Annotated in this window: 17 protein-coding genes; 5 read left to right on the top strand and 12 right to left on the bottom strand. The window is 72.5% G+C overall.

Annotated features, from left to right (window positions below; genetic code table 11):
• Positions 1 to 460: hypothetical protein (locus GCU69_RS20815; RefSeq protein ID WP_156206859.1), on the bottom strand; the 460-nt coding region annotated here is incomplete at its 3' end.
• A gap of 445 nt (positions 461 to 905) precedes the next feature.
• Between GCU69_RS20815 and GCU69_RS20810 the strand changes: the two genes are divergently transcribed.
• The 4 genes from GCU69_RS20810 to GCU69_RS20795 are packed head-to-tail and all read left to right on the top strand — an operon-like array spanning position 906 to position 6,293.
• Complete coding sequence (locus tag GCU69_RS20810; RefSeq protein WP_098751178.1) at positions 906 to 2,168, top strand: glycosyltransferase family 4 protein; 1,263 nt, start codon at positions 906 to 908, stop codon at positions 2,166 to 2,168.
• A complete protein-coding gene (locus tag GCU69_RS20805; RefSeq protein ID WP_235978602.1) occupies positions 2,165 to 3,088 on the top strand; it encodes a hypothetical protein in 924 nt (307 codons plus the stop codon). Before GCU69_RS20810 ends, GCU69_RS20805 begins: the two co-directional genes overlap by 4 nt.
• A gap of 54 nt (positions 3,089 to 3,142) precedes the next feature.
• Positions 3,143 to 4,117 (top strand): helix-turn-helix transcriptional regulator, encoded by a 975-nt coding sequence (locus tag GCU69_RS20800; RefSeq protein WP_156206858.1) that lies wholly within the window; start codon positions 3,143 to 3,145, stop codon positions 4,115 to 4,117.
• A gap of 52 nt (positions 4,118 to 4,169) precedes the next feature.
• Complete coding sequence (locus GCU69_RS20795; protein ID WP_176604617.1) at positions 4,170 to 6,293, top strand: catalase; 2,124 nt, start codon at positions 4,170 to 4,172, stop codon at positions 6,291 to 6,293.
• A gap of 147 nt (positions 6,294 to 6,440) precedes the next feature.
• On the opposite strand, the gene ctaD is transcribed toward GCU69_RS20795, so the two are convergent.
• From ctaD to GCU69_RS20740, 11 genes are all read right to left on the bottom strand, one after another.
• Complete coding sequence (gene ctaD / locus GCU69_RS20790; protein ID WP_098751175.1) at positions 6,441 to 8,135, bottom strand: aa3-type cytochrome oxidase subunit I; 1,695 nt, start codon at positions 8,133 to 8,135, stop codon at positions 6,441 to 6,443.
• Positions 8,136 to 8,373: 238 nt separating this feature from the next.
• Positions 8,374 to 8,901 carry a gas vesicle protein K gene (locus GCU69_RS34600; protein ID WP_328630009.1) on the bottom strand — a complete coding sequence of 176 codons (528 nt, stop codon included), beginning with the start codon at positions 8,899 to 8,901 and terminating at the stop codon, positions 8,374 to 8,376.
• Positions 8,898 to 9,104 carry a gas vesicle protein gene (locus GCU69_RS20780; protein WP_098751174.1) on the bottom strand — a complete coding sequence of 69 codons (207 nt, stop codon included), beginning with the start codon at positions 9,102 to 9,104 and terminating at the stop codon, positions 8,898 to 8,900. Before GCU69_RS20780 ends, GCU69_RS34600 begins: the two co-directional genes overlap by 4 nt.
• Positions 9,101 to 9,913 (bottom strand): GvpL/GvpF family gas vesicle protein, encoded by an 813-nt coding sequence (locus GCU69_RS20775; protein WP_156206857.1) that lies wholly within the window; start codon positions 9,911 to 9,913, stop codon positions 9,101 to 9,103. The genes GCU69_RS20780 and GCU69_RS20775 overlap by 4 nt, the downstream gene beginning before the upstream one ends.
• Positions 9,910 to 10,281 (bottom strand): gas vesicle protein, encoded by a 372-nt coding sequence (locus GCU69_RS20770; RefSeq protein ID WP_156206861.1) that lies wholly within the window; start codon positions 10,279 to 10,281, stop codon positions 9,910 to 9,912. The genes GCU69_RS20775 and GCU69_RS20770 overlap by 4 nt, the downstream gene beginning before the upstream one ends.
• Positions 10,282 to 10,370: 89 nt before the next feature.
• Positions 10,371 to 11,684 carry an SRPBCC family protein gene (locus tag GCU69_RS20765; protein WP_156206856.1) on the bottom strand — a complete coding sequence of 438 codons (1,314 nt, stop codon included), beginning with the start codon at positions 11,682 to 11,684 and terminating at the stop codon, positions 10,371 to 10,373.
• Positions 11,677 to 12,420: a DNA primase gene (locus tag GCU69_RS20760; protein ID WP_235978601.1), complete on the bottom strand. Its 744-nt coding sequence runs from the start codon at positions 12,418 to 12,420 to the stop codon at positions 11,677 to 11,679. The genes GCU69_RS20765 and GCU69_RS20760 overlap by 8 nt, the downstream gene beginning before the upstream one ends.
• Positions 12,417 to 12,704, bottom strand: coding sequence for a gas vesicle protein GvpG (locus GCU69_RS20755; protein ID WP_098751171.1), 288 nt, complete (start codon positions 12,702 to 12,704; stop codon positions 12,417 to 12,419). Before GCU69_RS20755 ends, GCU69_RS20760 begins: the two co-directional genes overlap by 4 nt.
• The gene (locus GCU69_RS20750; protein ID WP_098751170.1) at positions 12,704 to 13,438 is read right to left on the bottom strand and encodes a GvpL/GvpF family gas vesicle protein; all 735 of its coding nucleotides are present in this window, start codon (positions 13,436 to 13,438) and stop codon (positions 12,704 to 12,706) included. The genes GCU69_RS20755 and GCU69_RS20750 overlap by 1 nt, the downstream gene beginning before the upstream one ends.
• The gene (locus GCU69_RS20745; RefSeq protein ID WP_098751169.1) at positions 13,435 to 13,890 is read right to left on the bottom strand and encodes a gas vesicle structural protein GvpA; all 456 of its coding nucleotides are present in this window, start codon (positions 13,888 to 13,890) and stop codon (positions 13,435 to 13,437) included. Before GCU69_RS20745 ends, GCU69_RS20750 begins: the two co-directional genes overlap by 4 nt.
• Before the next feature lie 52 nt (positions 13,891 to 13,942).
• Positions 13,943 to 14,254 (bottom strand): gas vesicle protein GvpO, encoded by a 312-nt coding sequence (locus GCU69_RS20740; protein WP_098751168.1) that lies wholly within the window; start codon positions 14,252 to 14,254, stop codon positions 13,943 to 13,945.
• Positions 14,255 to 14,554: 300 nt separating this feature from the next.
• Between GCU69_RS20740 and GCU69_RS20735 the strand changes: the two genes are divergently transcribed.
• A complete protein-coding gene (locus GCU69_RS20735; RefSeq protein ID WP_098751167.1) occupies positions 14,555 to 14,773 on the top strand; it encodes a proteinase inhibitor I78 in 219 nt (72 codons plus the stop codon).
• Positions 14,774 to 14,790: the final 17 nt, after the last annotated feature.

Genomic DNA, 14,790 nt, shown 5'->3' with positions numbered 1-14,790 from the left:
GCGCCCCCTCCCGCGCGCCGGGCCGCCCGGGGCCGCTCTCCCCGGCCGCGAGGGAGTGGTCCCGGGCATCGGCGGGCCCGGCGGCCGCGTCGGCGGCCGGCCGGTTCTGCGAGCCGGTCCGGTCCGGCTGGTGCACCGCCTCCGGAGCGGCGGAGCCGTACGGTCCGGAAGCGTCGTACGGCCCCGGGGAGCCGTACGCCTCGGGCCAGCCGTACGGCTCGTCATAGGTCAGGAACAGCCGGTGCAGGTCGGCCACTTGCTCCGCGGTGCGCGACTGCTCCGAGCGGGACAGCAGCACCGCGCCCGCGACGACGAGGGCGGCGCCCGGGACCGTGCAGGACGCGAGGTACGACAACTGGTGTGCGACCCGCTCGGTGCCGGCCACCCCGTACCAGCCGATCGCGCAGAGCGCCGCACCGGCGGTGAGGGCGGCCCAGCCACCCCAGTGCACGGTTCGCATCCGGCCTCCCCGCTCGAGACGGTGTTCCGGTCCGATGAAATGACTATGCGTCGGACCGGCCGCGGGATCCAGAAGCCGTCACACAACGGTGGAACGGGAGCGGGCTCGAAAGGCCTCGTGACACCGCCGTGACCGGCGTTTCACCCACCGCGGGACGGAAACCCGCACAGCGGGCAGGCACGAACGCGGTCGACGGGAGGCGGTGCGCCGTCACCCGAGGGGGTGAAATGTCGTCAAGTGAACCGGGATGAAGATGCCGTAAGTACAAGCCCAGACGCATCAGGTGACGGAAAAGTTCCCTCTGCCGGTTACCGATATCGCATCTCTTCCGGAACAAGATGGTCATCATGGCCAACCCGGAGCACACCGGGCGGGTCTAACAGCTTGGTAGACGGAACAGGCGAACCACATGGGCACTCTGCGGGACTCTGAGTTACGGGGACGGATGCATATCTCATTCCTGATTCACAACGCGTACGGCATCGGCGGAACGATCCGTACGACGTACAACCTCGCGCGCTCGCTGGCCGACCACCACGACGTGGAGATCGTCTCGGTCTTCAGGCACCGCGACACCCCCGTCTTCGAGCCGGGCCCCGGCGTACGGCTGCGCCATCTCGTCGACATCCGCAAGGACAGCCCGTCGTACGAGGGCGAGGACCCGGCGTATCTCCGCCGGTCCAAGGCCTTCCCGGTCGCCGAGGGCCGCTACAAGCAGTACAACGAGCTGACCGACCGGCGCATCGCCGAGCATCTGCGGTCCGTCGAGGCGGACATCGTCGTCGGCACCCGGCCCGGGCTCAACGTCCACCTCGCCCGGGACACCCGCCGCGGTCCGGTGCTCGTCGGCCAGGAACACCTCACGCTCGACAGCCACTCGACGCGGCTGCGCCGGGACCTGCGGGACCTGTACCCGCGGCTGGACGCGGTCACCACCGTCACGGAGGCCGACGCCGAGGCGTACCGGCGCGGGCTGCGGCTGCCCGGCGTCCGCATCGAAGCGGTGCCCAACAGCGTGCCCGAGCCCGGCGTCGAGCCGGCCGACGGCACCGGCAAGTGGGTCGTCGCCGCCGGACGGCTGGCCCGCGTCAAGCGCTACGACCTGCTCATCAAGGCCTTCCAGCAGGTCGTGGCGGACCGCCCGGACTGGCGGCTGCGGATTTACGGCGGCGGGGCGGAGAAGGACAAGCTGCGGGCGCTGATCGACCGGCTCGGGCTCTACAACCACGTGTATCTGATGGGCCCGGCCAACCCCCTGGACCCGGAGTGGGCCAAGGGGTCGATCGGGGCGGTCACCTCCAGTCTGGAGTCGTTCGGCATGACCATCGTCGAGGCGATGCGCTGCGGCCTGCCCGTGGTCGCCACCGACTGCCCGCACGGGCCCGGCGAGATCATCGCCAACGGCGTCGACGGACGGCTGGTGCCGCCCGGCAACGCCGACGCCGTCGCGGGCGCGCTGCTCGAACTCATCAACGACGACGCGCTCCGCCGGCAGATGGGCCGCGCCGCCCTGAAGGACTCCGCCCGGTTCGACCCGTCGCAGGTCGCCGGACGCTACGAGACGCTCTTCCGGGAGCTGGCCGCCCGGGGCGGCACGCGGGGCGGCCTCCGCGGCCGGCTGCGCACCTCGGTGCAACGGTCCAGGGGAGCGCTCCTCGGCGGTGCCTACGCCGCCCGTGCGGCGCTGAGAGGGGGACACACCGCATGACGACCTCAGCCGATCTGCCGCTCCGGGGCGCGGCCGCTCCGTCCGTGTCCGGTGTGATCACCGGCGAGCCGGGAGCCCCGTCCGAGCCGCCGCGGGCCGACTGTGTCGCGGACTCCGCCGGCGGCCTGACCTTCGACGTCGTGCCGCCGGGGCGCCCCGGTGCCGCCGAGGCCTGGGACGCGGCGCTGCTGCTGCGCCGCCGGGGCGGGCGGGGCGCGCCGGCGGACGAGCTGCGGCTGCCGCTGGTGCCCGCCGGCGACGGCCGGCTGCGGGCCGCGCTGCCGAGCACCGTCGCGCTGCCGGAGGGCCGCTGGGACGCCTTCGCGGTCTCCGCGGGCGGCGAGCCCGAGCGCATCATGCCCGGGATCAACGACCTGCGGTCCCTGCTCGACCGCCGGCCGGACCCGGAGCGCGGATCGGTCGCCGTGCGCATCCCGTACGTCACCAAGAACGGCAACCTCTCGGTGCGCAGCTGGCTGCGGGCGCCGCACGCCGAGGCGGGCGAGATCCATGTCACGGAGGAGTCGGTGTCCGTGCGGGGCCGGACGTTCGGCCGCGCCGCCGGTCCGGACGCCGTGGTCGAGGCCCGCCGCCGCGGCGACCCGGAGACGGTCCGCACCGCGCCCGTGACCGGCGAGGGAACGCGCTTCACCTTCTCGCTGTCCTACCCGGAGCTGGCCGGGCCCTGGCAGGGCGGCTCCGAGGCGTGGGACCTGTGGCTGCGGCCGGCCGCGGACGCCGACGCGGTGCGGATCGGGCGGCTCCTCGACGACGTGGCGGAGAAGAAGCACATCTTCACCTACCCGTCGCAGCCGCTGACCGCGCCGAACGGGCCGGTCCGGGTCGGGCCGTACTACACGCTCGACAACGACCTGTCGGTGCGGGTCGCGGAGGACCGGTCGCAGGACGCGGCGGAGTGACGGCGCGGCCGTCGCGGACGGAACCTGTCCGCGACGGCTGGGAGACTGCTGCCCATGTTGGACACCTCGGCACGGCTGCTCCGTCTGCTCTCGCTGCTCCAGGCCCACCGCGAATGGTCCGGCCGCGCCCTCGCCGACCGGCTCGGGGTCACGCCCCGCACGGTGCGCCGGGACGTCGACCGGCTGCGCGAACTGGGCTATCCGGTGCACGCCAGCCCCGGCACCGGCGGGGGTTACCAGCTCGGCGCGGGCGCCGCGCTGCCACCGCTGCTGCTCGACGACGAGGAGGCCGTCGCCGTCGCGCTGGCGCTGCGCACGGGCGCGGCCGGCGGCGGCATCGAGGGCATCGAGGAGACCTCCGTGCGGGCGCTCGCCAAGCTGGAGCAGGTGCTGCCGTCCCGGCTCCGGCACCGGGTGGAGGCGCTGAACTCGTACACCGTGCCGATGCTCGGGGCCCGCCGCGGGCCGACCGTCGAGGCCTCGGTGCTGACCGAGCTGACGCACGCCTGCCGGGACCACGAGCTGCTGCGCTTCGCCTACCGCAACCACGCGGGCGAGGAGGGCCGCAGAACGGTCGAGCCGCACCGGCTGGTGTTCACCGAACGGCGCTGGTATCTCGTCGCCTGGGACCTCGGCCGGAGCGACTGGCGGACCTTCCGGGTGGACCGGATCACCCCCAAGCCGCCGCACGGCCCGCGCTTCGAGCCGCGGGAGCCTCCCGCCGAGGACCTCGCGGCCTATGTCTCCCGGGGGATCTCCACCGAGACGTACGCGACGCGGGCCGTCGTGCTGCTGCACGCGCCGCTGGACGAGGCGGCGGCTCGCATATCCCCGTCGGTCGGCACCCTGGAGGCGGTCGACGGCCACAGCTGTCTGCTGCGCACCGGCGCCTACAGCCTGGACGCCATGGTGGTGCACGTCGTCCTGCTCGGCTTCGACTTCGAGGTGCGGGAACCGGCTGCGCTGAACGAGCACGTCCGGCAGGTCGCGGACCGGCTCCGGCGGGCCGTCGGCGTTTCGGGCGGGTGATCGCGGACACCCGGCCGTTCCGTACGGAACGGCACAAAGGAGAACTTCTGCCATGGCACACGAGGGCATGCGGCCGGAGGACCCGAAACAGCGCCAGCGTGACGCACACCGCGCGGACGATCCGGCGAGCGGCCCGCTGACGACCGACCAGGGTGTCGTGGTCGACCACACGGACGACTCACTGGCGGTCGGGGAACGCGGGCCGACCCTGCTGGAGGACTTCCACTTCCGGGAGAAGATCACCCGGTTCGACCACGAGCGCATCCCCGAACGGGTGGTGCACGCGCGCGGAGCCGGCGCCTACGGGTTCTTCGAGCCCTACCACTCCTGCGCGGAGTTCACCAAGGCGGCGTTCCTCCAGGACCCGTCGGTCCGCACCCCGGTCTTCGTGCGGTTCTCCACCGTGCAGGGGCCGCGCGGATCCGCCGACACGGTGCGCGACGTCCGCGGGTTCGCGACGAAGTTCTACACCTCCGAGGGCAACTACGACCTGGTCGGCAACAACTTCCCGGTCTTCTTCATCCAGGACGGGATCAAGTTCCCCGACTTCGTCCACGCGGTGAAGCCCGAGCCGCACAACGAGATCCCCACCGGGCAGTCGGCGCACGACACCCTCTGGGACTTCGTCTCCCTCCAGCCCGAGACGCTGCACACCGTCTTCTGGCTGATGTCCGACCGGGCGATCCCGCGCAGCTACCGGACGATGCAGGGCTTCGGGGTGCACACCTTCCGCTTCGTCAACGCGGAGGGCAGGGGTACGTTCGTGAAGTTCCACTGGAAGCCCAAGCTCGGGCTGCACTCGCTGGTCTGGGACGAGGCACAGGAGATCCAGGGCCGCGACCCGGACTACAACCGCCGGGACCTGTGGGACATGATCGAGGCCGGGCACTACCCCGAATGGGAGTTCGGGGTGCAGCTGGTGCCGGAGGAGGACGAACACGCCTTCGATTTCGACCTGCTCGACCCCACCAAGATCATCCCGGAGGAGCAGGTCCCCGTGCGGCCCATCGGCCGGATGGTGCTGGACCGCAACCCGGACAACTTCTTCGCCGAGACCGAGCAGATCGCCTTCCACACGGCGAACGTCGTCCCCGGCATCGACTTCACCAACGACCCGCTGCTCCAGGCGCGCAACTTCTCCTATCTGGACACGCAGCTCATCCGGCTCGGCGGCCCGAACTTCGCCCAGCTGCCGGTGAACCGGCCGGTCGTCCCCGTCCGCAACAACCAGCGGGACGGATACCACCAGAGCCGGATCCACTCGGGCACGAACTACAGCGAGAACTCACTCGGCGGCGGCTGCCCGGCGGTCGCCGGGACCGCCGACCCGAGCGCCTTCCGGCATCTTCAGGAGCGGGTCGACGGCCGGAAGATCCGCAAGCGCAGCGCGAGCTTCCAGGACCACTGGACCCAGCCGGCCCTGTTCTGGCGGTCCATGTCGGACTGGGAGAAGCAGCACATGATCGACGCCTTCCGGTTCGAGCTGGGCAAGTGCGTCAGCATGAGGGTCCGGGAGCGCACCGTCGAACAGCTCACGCTCGTCGACCACGACCTGGCCGCCGCGGTCGCCGAGGGCATCGGGGTCGACCTGCCCGAGCGCCGTGACGCCACCCCGCAGCCCGCGCCCTCCCCGGCGCTCAGCTTCGAGAACATGAAGGGTGACGGCTCCATCGCCACCCGGCAGATCGCCGTGCTCGTCGCGGACGGTGTCGACAGCGCCCAGCTGGCCGCCGTACGGGACGTGCTGGAGACGGCCGGGGGAGCGGTCGTCGACGAACTCGCCGCGCACGACGGCAACGTGCGGGACACCGACGGCGCCGCCCACCCCGTGAACCGCGCGCTGCCCACGGTCGCCTCCGTGCTCTACGACGCGGTGCTGGTGCCCGGCGGACCGGACAGCGCGCTGTCCGTCGCGGCCGACGACGCGGCCGTACGGTTCATCCGGAACGCCTACCGGCACGGCAAGCCGATCGGCGGCCTCGGCGCCGGGGCGGGCGTCATCGGCGGCCTCGCCCTCGACGGCATCCGGGTCGCCGGGGAGGGCGACGGCACGGTCTCCGACCGGGGCGTGGTCACCGATCTCACGAGCGGCGGCTCCCCGGAGGACTTCGGCCGGGCCTTCACCGAGGCGGTCGCGGCACACCGGCACTGGGGTCGCGAACCGGTCAACGGCTGACCGGCACGGCGGGGGCGCCCGCCCGCCGTGCCGGCCGACGGCGGCGGGCGCCTGTCACCGCGCGGGTGGACGGCGGCGGGCGCCCCTTCACCGCGCGCCCCTTCACCGCGCCCGCCGGCCCCCGTCGGTCCATCTCCGGGGCCGGGGTCATTCCTCCTCCAGCCGGGCCACGGCCCGTTCCCGGCCGGGCGGGCCTTCCTCCAGCTCCTTGACCCCCGGATGGTGCAGGTCGAAGGCCGGGGACTCGGACCGGATGCGCGGCAGCGTGGTGAAGTTGTGCCGGGGCGGCGGGCAGGACGTCGCCCATTCCAGCGAGCGGCCGAAGCCCCAGGGGTCGTCGACCTCGACCCTGGGCGCGTAGCGGGCGGTCCTCCAGACGTTGTAGAGGAACGGCAGCGTGGACAGGCCCAGCAGGAACGCGCCGATGGACGAGACCGTGTTGAGCACCGTGAAGCCGTCCGCGGCGAGGTAGTCGGCGTACCGCCGCGGCATGCCCTCGGCGCCCAGCCAGTGCTGCACCAGGAACGTCAGGTGGAAGCCGGTGAAAAGCGTCCAGAAGTGGACCTTCCCCAGCCGCTCGTCGAGCAGTTTTCCGGTGAACTTCGGCCACCAGAAGTGGAACCCGCCGAACGTCGCGAAGACGACGGTCCCGAAGACGACGTAGTGGAAGTGCGCCACCACGAAGTAGGTGTCCGTGACGTGGAAGTCCAGCGGGGGAGAGGCCAGGATCACCCCGGTCAGGCCGCCGAAGAGGAAACTCACCAGGAAGCCGACGGCCCACAGCATCGGGGTCTCGAACGACAGCGAGCCCCGGAGCATCGTCCCCGCCCAGTTGAAGAACTTCACCCCCGTGGGCACCGCGATCAGGAACGACATGAAGGAGAAGAACGGCAGCAGCACCGCGCCGGTGGCGAACATGTGGTGCGCCCACACCATGACCGACAGCCCGGTGATGGCCATCGTCGCCCCGATCAGCATCACGTAGCCGAAGACCGGCTTGCGGGAGAACACCGGGATGATCTCCGTGACGATGCCGAAGAACGGCAGCGCGATGATGTAGACCTCCGGATGGCCGAAGAACCAGAAGAGGTGCTGCCACAGCAGCGCCCCGCCGAACTCCGCCTCGAAGACCATCGAGCCGAACCGCCGGTCCGCCTCCAGCACCAGCAGCGCCGCCGCCAGCACCGGGAACGCCATCAGCACCAGGACCGAGGTGAAGAGGACGTTCCAGGTGAAGACCGGCATCCGGAACATCGTCATGCCCGGCGCCCGCATCGCGATGACGGTGGTCAGGAAGTTCACCGCGCCGAGGATCGTGCCGAAGCCGGAGAGCGCCAGCCCCATGATCCACAGATCGGCGCCGACACCGGGCGTACGGACCTGGCTGTTCAGCGGGGCGTAGGCGAACCAGCCGAAGTCCGCGGGCCCGCTCGGCACCAGCAGACTGCCCATCACGATCAGCCCGCCGAACAGGAACAGCCAGTACGACAGCATGTTCAGCCGGGGGAAGGCGACGTCAGGGGCGCCGATCTGCAACGGCATGATCTCGTTGGCGAAGCCCGCGAAGGCCGGCGTCGCGAACAGCAGCAGCATGATCGTGCCGTGCATCGTGAACGCCTGGTTGAACTCCTCGTTCGACATCAGCTGGAGCCCCGGCCGGGCCAGTTCGGCGCGCATCAGCAGGGCCATCGCCCCGGCGGCCAGGAAGAAGAGGAACGAGGTGATGAGGTAGAGATGGCCGATCTTCTTGTGGTCGGTGGTGGTCAGCCAGTCGACCACCAGCCGTCCCGGCGAGCGCTGCCCCGCCGCTCCGCCGGTCTCCGTCGCGCCCCGTGTCTCCATCGCCGCCCCCTCGCGCTTCCGCGGTCGGTGCCGTCCGTCTCCGGGCCCCCGCCATGATGCTCGCCCCCCGGCCGTCGCGCGAGACGGCGGCGGACTTCGGAACGGGCGGCGGCGGATGCCGGTGCGGCAGCGCCGGGCATCGCGCGGGCCCACGGCGGCGGTTCGGCAAGCGTCAGTGGCGGATTGCGGGGGGCGCGGCGGCGCGGGGACGCGGCACCGGCACAGTGGCCGGCCGGCTTCAGCGCGACAGCAGCGGCCCGAGCGGACCGAGGTCGATGTTGAGGTCCTCCGGCGTCAGGTCGTACCGGTCGCACAGCTCGTCCATCCGCTCCTGGAGCAGCATCAGGGTCAGCCCGATGCGCTCCTCCTGGTCCTCGGACAGGTCGCCCTGGTCGACCCGGCGCAGGGCCTGACGCTCCATGAGCTGCCGCAGCAGTTCGATGATGGTCAGCACCAGGCGCATCAGATCGCGTTCCACGGTGTCGCGGTCCAGCTCCAGCCGGTGGCCCCCGGCGCGCGCCGGGACGTCACCGGCCGGCCGCTCGTACGGCTCGGGCTCCGGGAGCGCGGCGCGCAGGAGGTCGTCGGCCGCTCCGCGGTCGCGGGCTGCTCCGACGCCGCCGGACGTACGGCCGTCGCCGGCTGGTTGCGGGCCTTGCGGTCCTTGCGGTCCTTGCGGTCCTTCCGGGCGGCGGGCCGCTCCCGCCGCTGCCGGGTGGTGCCCGGCCGCTTCCGGGCCGCCGGTGCGTCCGGGGACGGCGGTCATCGGCTTCCCTCCTCTCCCGGTTCCCACGGGGACGGTACGTTCTCGTTCACCGAGCTGATCAGCGCGTGCAGATCGATCCGGACCAGGTCGACGTCCGCGATCCGCAACGTGAGGTTGCCCGCGACGACCACCCCGCCGGCCAGCAGCCGGTCCAGAAGGTCCACCAGCGCGATCTGCCGCTGGGCGAGCGGTTCCGCGGTCATGCGCCCTCCCCGGCACCGGACGGCGGCCCGGTGAAGGAGTACGGCGCCCAGGGACCGGTGAGCTGTACCCGCACGCCCTCGGCCCGGTCGGCCAGCCCGCCGACCAGCGCCGTGAACGCGCCCGCTTCCTCGTGCGGGACGAGATAGGCGCCGTTCAGCACGTTCTCACCGGTCTGCCCGGACAGCCGGGCGTCCTGCGGCCGGTGCAGCCGGGAGTCCTCAGCCGACCGCCCGAGCGTCTCGTGCACCGTCCGGGCCCACTCCTCGGCGCGCCGGGACGAGGCGTCGCGCGACTGCCGCTGGGCCCGCCGCTGCCGCAGGTAGTCCCGGCCCGAGATCCGGCCGCCGGCACCGCCGCTCGTGCCGGACGGGGCCGCTGCCGGGGCGGCGGCCGGAGCCGGGTCGGGAGCGGGGTCGGCGTAGACCTTGACGCCCCACTCGTGCCGCCCGTCGAGGGCCCGGATGGTCTCCTGGAAGTGCTCCCGGCCGGTGGCCAGCATCCGCCTGACGCCCTCCTCGCCGCGGCACACGGTGGCGAGCCGCAGCGGCAGGGCGCAGGTCTGCGCGGCCACCGCGTCCACCACCTGCTGGTGACCCCGGGCCGTCGCCTCCAGCCACCGCATGTCCTCCAGGTGGGCGCGCAGCGGCTGTTCGTCGAAGTCGGCGGCGGACACGGGGCTGACGACGGCCGCGAGCCCCGAACCGGCGACGGTACGGACGCCCGCCCCGGCGACGCCCCGCAGCTCCTCGGGGATGTCGGCACGGCCCTCGGGGACCACGGCGTAGGCGTAGTGCAGTGTCTCGGTCACCGCGGCTCCTCCTGCTTCCGGCGCTCCTCCAGCTGAAGGGGATCCGCCTCATCGGCGCGGACGCCCGGGGCCGCGTCCCGGCTTTCCAGCGCGGCTATCCGGTCCCGCAGCCGGTCGTTCTCCTCGGCCAGCTCGCGGCGGCGGGCGCCCGACGACAGGGCCGGGTCGTCCTCCCACCAGTCGATGCCCATCTCCTTGGCCTTGTCGACGGAGGCGACGATCAGCCGGAGCTTGATGGTGAGCAGTTCGATGTCGAGCAGGTTGATCTTGATGTCGCCGGCGATCACGACGCCCTTGTCGAGCACCCGCTCGAGAATGTCCGCGAGATTGGCGCTGTTGCTGCCGGACTGTCCGTACGGTCCGGGCATCGTGCTCGTCACGGCGGAACTCCTTTCGTGGTGGACGGGGGCCCTGCCGGGGCGGGGAACCGCACCGGCAGGGCCCGGGCCGGGGCTCGTCAGCGGGAGGCGCGGACGCGCTCCGGCTCCTCCTCGGCGTACTCCTCGTCCTCGTCCTCGTACTCCTCGGGCTCGGCGGCGGCAGCACCCTCGGTCCCGTCACCGGGCTCGTCCTCGGGCTCGTGGGTCCGGTCCGAGGCCTCGTACTCGGCTTCGTCCCCGGCTTCGTCACCGGATTCCCGCGCGGGCTCCGCCTCCTCCGCGTCACGGTCCTCCGCGTAACCGTCCTCCTCGAGTTCGTCCTCCGCGGAGGGCTCTTCGGCGGTTTCCTCCGCGTCGTCCTCCTCGTAGGCGTCCTCGTAGGCGTCTTCGGGCTCCTCCGCCCCGGCTTCCTCGCGGTCCGCGGGGTCCTCGCCGGGCTCGCCCTCGTCCTCGTAGCCGTCGTCGGGGAGTTCCTCTTCGGCCCCGCCGGCCCGGTCCTCACGGCCGGTCCCGCCGGACCCGGCGGCCGACTGCTCCCGCTCCTCCTCCAGGGCTTCCTCGTGGCCGAGGACCACCTCGCCGTCCCGGATCTCCCCGCGCCAGGAGCCCGTCGCCTCGCCGCGCATCATCAGGAAGCGGCGGAAGTGCTTGAGGTCGAGCCGGGCGCGCCGCCCCTGGGCCCGCCAGATGTTGCCGGTCTTCTCGAAGAGCCCCTTGGGGTGGTATTCGACGACGAGCAGGATCCTGGTGAGGTTGTCGCCCAGTGCGTGGAAGGTGACGACGCCCTTCGTGGTGCCCTTGGCGCCCTCCGAGGTCCAGGCGATCCGCTCGTCCGGGATCTGCTCGGTGGTGTTCGCCTTCCAGCTCCGGTTCGACCAGAGGACCTTCGCCCGCCAGTTCGACGAGGTGTCGTCCGAGGTCTCGACTCCCTGCACGCCCTTGGTGAAGGTGCTGAACTCCTGGTACTGGGTCCACTGGTCGTAGGCCTCGCGGAGCGGCACACCCACGTCGATGTCCTCGACGACGGTGACGAACCTGCCCTGCCCGCCGCCGCCCTTGCGCCCGCCCCCGCCGAGCCCCTGGAACGCCTCCCTGGCCTTGTCCTTCAGGCCCGACGCACCGATCTCGACGGCGGAACGCAGCGGTCCCTTGCCCTCGGCGAACTTCTTGCCGCCCTGCGTGGCGAGCTTCACCAGCCCCGGGCTGTTGCCCTCCGCGACATCGTTGAGCCGGGCGGTCGCGCCCCCGAGCTTCCGGCCCGCGGAAACCAGCAGCCGCTGGGCCTGGGCCGCGGCGAACGCCGTAGCCTCCTGCTTCAGCCGCTCGGCGGCCGGACCGGTGGTCACCTCGTCCTTGAGGGAGGAGACCGGGTTGCCCCGGGAATCAGCCACGGCCGCCACCTCCCGAACGCCGGGCGGCGGTCTTCTTCGCGGTCTTCTTCGCCGTCCGGTCCGCCGGAGCCGTGGCCTTCTTGGTGCCGCCCGCGGCGGATGCGGCCCGCTTCCCGGCCGGTGCCCGCTTCGCGGCGCCCTGCTTCGCCCCCGTCCTCCCGGCCGATCCGGCCGCCGTCTTCCCGGTGGATGTCCTTGCGGTGGCCGTCCTCCCCGCCGAGGTCCCGGTTTCAGGCTTGCCCGCGGCCGCCTTCTTCGCGGGACGGCGGCGCTCCGGCGGCCGGGCCCCGGAGGACCGCTCGCGCGGCCGCTCCGGCTCGCTCTCCGGCGCCTCGTACGCGTCGTCCCCCGGCTCGGCGTCCTCGCGCTCGTCCCCGCGCCCCCCGTCGCCGGCCGCACCGGTGCCGTCCCCGCCGGCGGTGAGCCGGTCCCGTACGCCGAGCGTCCGGTCGTGCAGCCGGTCGGCGAGGGAGTCGAGCTGCCGGGTGACGAGCGCGCCCGTCGCGGCCCTGCCCACGCCCCGGAGGTCACCGCGCAACTGGTCGCGCACCTCGCCGAGCTGGGGGTTGTTCTTGAGCTGTTCGGTCACCAGCCCGGTCAGTTGCTGCGGGTTGAGCTTCAGCCGCTTGCCGAGGACCATGCCGCCGAGTCCGATGGCCAGTTTGGCCTTCTTCGTCCGGCCGAGCACATAGCCCGCGGTCACGGCCAGCGCCATCGCCAGCCGGTTGGTCATCATGGTCTCCCGTTGTCGTAGGGGCGGCTCGGGGCGCCGCCGGGCGCCGCGGCGCGGCGCTGCTGCGCCGCCTCGAGCCGGTCGAGCAGCTCGTCCTCGCGGCGGTCGAACTCGGTCTCGTCGATCAGGCCCTGGTCCAGCTGCTCCGCCAGCTCGCCCAGTTCGCGCTGGATCGCCGACGGGTCGTAGTACTGCCGCTCCGCCTCCGACACCACCTGCCGCACCACCCAGCCGGCCCCCCGCACGGGGGCCAGGGGCAGCAGGAGCACCTCGCTGAGCAGGCCCATCAGGCGTGTGCCGGGGCGGGCTCGACGAAGCTGTACGGCGGCAGCGGGCCGGTCACCTGCACCTCCAGGTGCGGATTCGCCTGCTGGAACTCCTCGATCGCGTTGACGAAGGGAGCGGTGGCGTCCCGGCGCATCAGGAAGGAGAGGTTCACCAGCCAGCCGGCGGACTCCGGTCCGGGGTTCTGCTGCTCGGAGAGCGGCGCGAGGGCGGCCTCGACGGCCTTCGCGTCGTGCACCTCACGGGCCCGTACGCCGTTCGCGACCAGCTCGCCCAGCCGCAGCCGGTCCTGGTACGAGCCGCCGCCGGACGCCTTGTTGGCCGCCTGGAGCGCGCGCACCTCGGCGTCGTCGGCGACGACCTGGCGGAGCACCTCCTCCTCGCGGTGCACGGCCTTGACGTTGTACTCCACCCTGCCGTCGAGCCGGTCCAGCTGGCCGCGGTAGTGCTCCCCGTGGTCCTCCAGGACACCGCGCACCACGTCGTCGTCCTCGGAGACGCTGCCGAAGCGCAGCGGCAGGACGGACCCCGCGGCCCCCGCCTCGGCCAGTACGTGCTGGTGGGCCAGCAGGTCCCGGCGCTTCGGCCGGAGCTGCCCCGGGCAGTCGCTGACCACCGCGGCCAGCTCCCCGGCGCGCAGCGTGCGGACGGGCGCGGGCGGGTCCCCGACCCCGTTCACCCCTTCGGGCGGCCCGGGATGGTCGCCGCGGGCGATGCCGTAGACGTAGGTGCTCATTCCGACTCCTCCTTCCGGCGGGCCGTCGTGGTGCGCCGGGGCTTGCGCGGCGCCGGCTCGGACTCGCGCTCCTCCTCACGGGAGGAGCCCGAGGAGCTCGCGCCCTGCTTGAAGGCGTCGGAGAGCGTCTCCGCGGCGCCGGACAGCGCGCCCTTGGACTTGCCGCGCGCACCGGACTCGGTCATCTCGCCGACCAGGTCGGGCAGGCCGGGGTTCTTGCGCGGTCCCGCCTCCAGGTCGAGCCGGTTGCAGGCCTCGGCGAAGCGGAGGTATGTGTCCACGCTCGCGACGACGACGCGTACGTCGATCTTGAGGATCTCGATGCCGACGAGGGACACCCGGACAAACGCGTCGATCACCAGGCCTCGGTCGAGAATGAGTTCGAGGACGTCGTAGAGGCCGCTGCTGCCGCCACCGGAACCGCCCTGCTGTTGTGCCGCTACCACGGTCATACCGGGATACATCCCTTCTGTCGGGTGGTGCTGCGATGCGCGCGGGGCCCGGTCAGCGCCGGTCGGCCCGGCCGCGTTCGTAGCGCCGGGTGCGCCGGTAGCCGGTGAGCTGCCCGTCGGGGTCGGTGGTGACCTCGTAGGAAGCCATGAGGCTCATCGTGTCCGGCACCCGGGCCAGTTCGAGGACCTCCGCCTCGATCAGCCAGCCGTCCCCGGTGCGCTCGAAGCGCGTCACCGCCTCCGGCCGCAGGCCGGTCAGTTCGGCGAGCTGAGCGCCCGCGGTGCGCAGCACCTCGACGGCGGTGGGACCACTCTTCGGGCGGTCCGCCGCGCTCTTGTCTGTGTTCTCGGATTTGTCTGTCATGACTCCTCGCCGACGCGTGTACCTCGTCCGGCCTAACGCAAACATGGCGATTTCCAGCTCATGTGAAATACCCGGGGGAAGGCGTGACTTCGGGATTCCGCGGCGATTTCGCGGGTAGCCGGAAGCACGAATACGAGGAAATTCGGGGGGCCTTGGGCGCCGTTCGCGGATGCGCGCGCGGGTGACGGAGGTTACGCTCCGCGCCGTTCCCGGCTGTGACACAACGGTGACGAACCCGGGGCCGCGCGGACGCCCGGCCGTGACTTCCCCGACCCCTCGAAGGGGCTTACGGTGGCACGCATGAACGACAACGCGACGCCCTCCCGGAACCCGGCGGACGACGACCCGGAGACCTACGTCGGGCTCTCCGGCGCGGTGGCGGAGCAGCGCGCCCGCGAGCGCGGCTGGAGCACGGTCCGGTCGCTGCCGCCGGACGCGATCATCACGATGGAGTACATGGCCGGCCGCATCAACTTCGCGGTGAAGGACGGCGAGGTGGTCCGCTGCTGGCAGGGCTGACCGCCGGCCGGCGGCCG

The sequence above is a fragment of the Streptomyces lycii genome, from assembly GCF_009735685.1.
Classification (GTDB): domain Bacteria; phylum Actinomycetota; class Actinomycetes; order Streptomycetales; family Streptomycetaceae; genus Streptomyces; species Streptomyces lycii.
The sequence above is the reverse complement of the archived record's forward strand: the minus strand, read 5'-3'. Positions and strand labels throughout refer to the sequence as shown.

Coding starts and splice junctions, on each gene's coding strand:
- GCU69_RS20810 (WP_098751178.1), top strand. CDS start 906: ATGCATATCTCATTCCTGATTCACAACGCGTACGGCATCGGCGGAACG.
- GCU69_RS20805 (WP_235978602.1), top strand. CDS start 2,165: ATGACGACCTCAGCCGATCTGCCGCTCCGGGGCGCGGCCGCTCCGTCC.
- GCU69_RS20800 (WP_156206858.1), top strand. CDS start 3,143: ATGTTGGACACCTCGGCACGGCTGCTCCGTCTGCTCTCGCTGCTCCAG.
- GCU69_RS20795 (WP_176604617.1), top strand. CDS start 4,170: ATGGCACACGAGGGCATGCGGCCGGAGGACCCGAAACAGCGCCAGCGT.
- ctaD (WP_098751175.1), bottom strand. CDS start 8,135: ATGGAGACACGGGGCGCGACGGAGACCGGCGGAGCGGCGGGGCAGCGC.
- GCU69_RS34600 (WP_328630009.1), bottom strand. CDS start 8,901: ATGACCGCCGTCCCCGGACGCACCGGCGGCCCGGAAGCGGCCGGGCAC.
- GCU69_RS20780 (WP_098751174.1), bottom strand. CDS start 9,104: ATGACCGCGGAACCGCTCGCCCAGCGGCAGATCGCGCTGGTGGACCTT.
- GCU69_RS20770 (WP_156206861.1), bottom strand. CDS start 10,281: ATGCCCGGACCGTACGGACAGTCCGGCAGCAACAGCGCCAATCTCGCG.
- GCU69_RS20760 (WP_235978601.1), bottom strand. CDS start 12,420: ATGATGACCAACCGGCTGGCGATGGCGCTGGCCGTGACCGCGGGCTAT.
- GCU69_RS20755 (WP_098751171.1), bottom strand. CDS start 12,704: ATGGGCCTGCTCAGCGAGGTGCTCCTGCTGCCCCTGGCCCCCGTGCGG.
- GCU69_RS20750 (WP_098751170.1), bottom strand. CDS start 13,438: ATGAGCACCTACGTCTACGGCATCGCCCGCGGCGACCATCCCGGGCCG.
- GCU69_RS20745 (WP_098751169.1), bottom strand. CDS start 13,890: ATGACCGTGGTAGCGGCACAACAGCAGGGCGGTTCCGGTGGCGGCAGC.
- GCU69_RS20740 (WP_098751168.1), bottom strand. CDS start 14,254: ATGACAGACAAATCCGAGAACACAGACAAGAGCGCGGCGGACCGCCCG.
- GCU69_RS20735 (WP_098751167.1), top strand. CDS start 14,555: ATGAACGACAACGCGACGCCCTCCCGGAACCCGGCGGACGACGACCCG.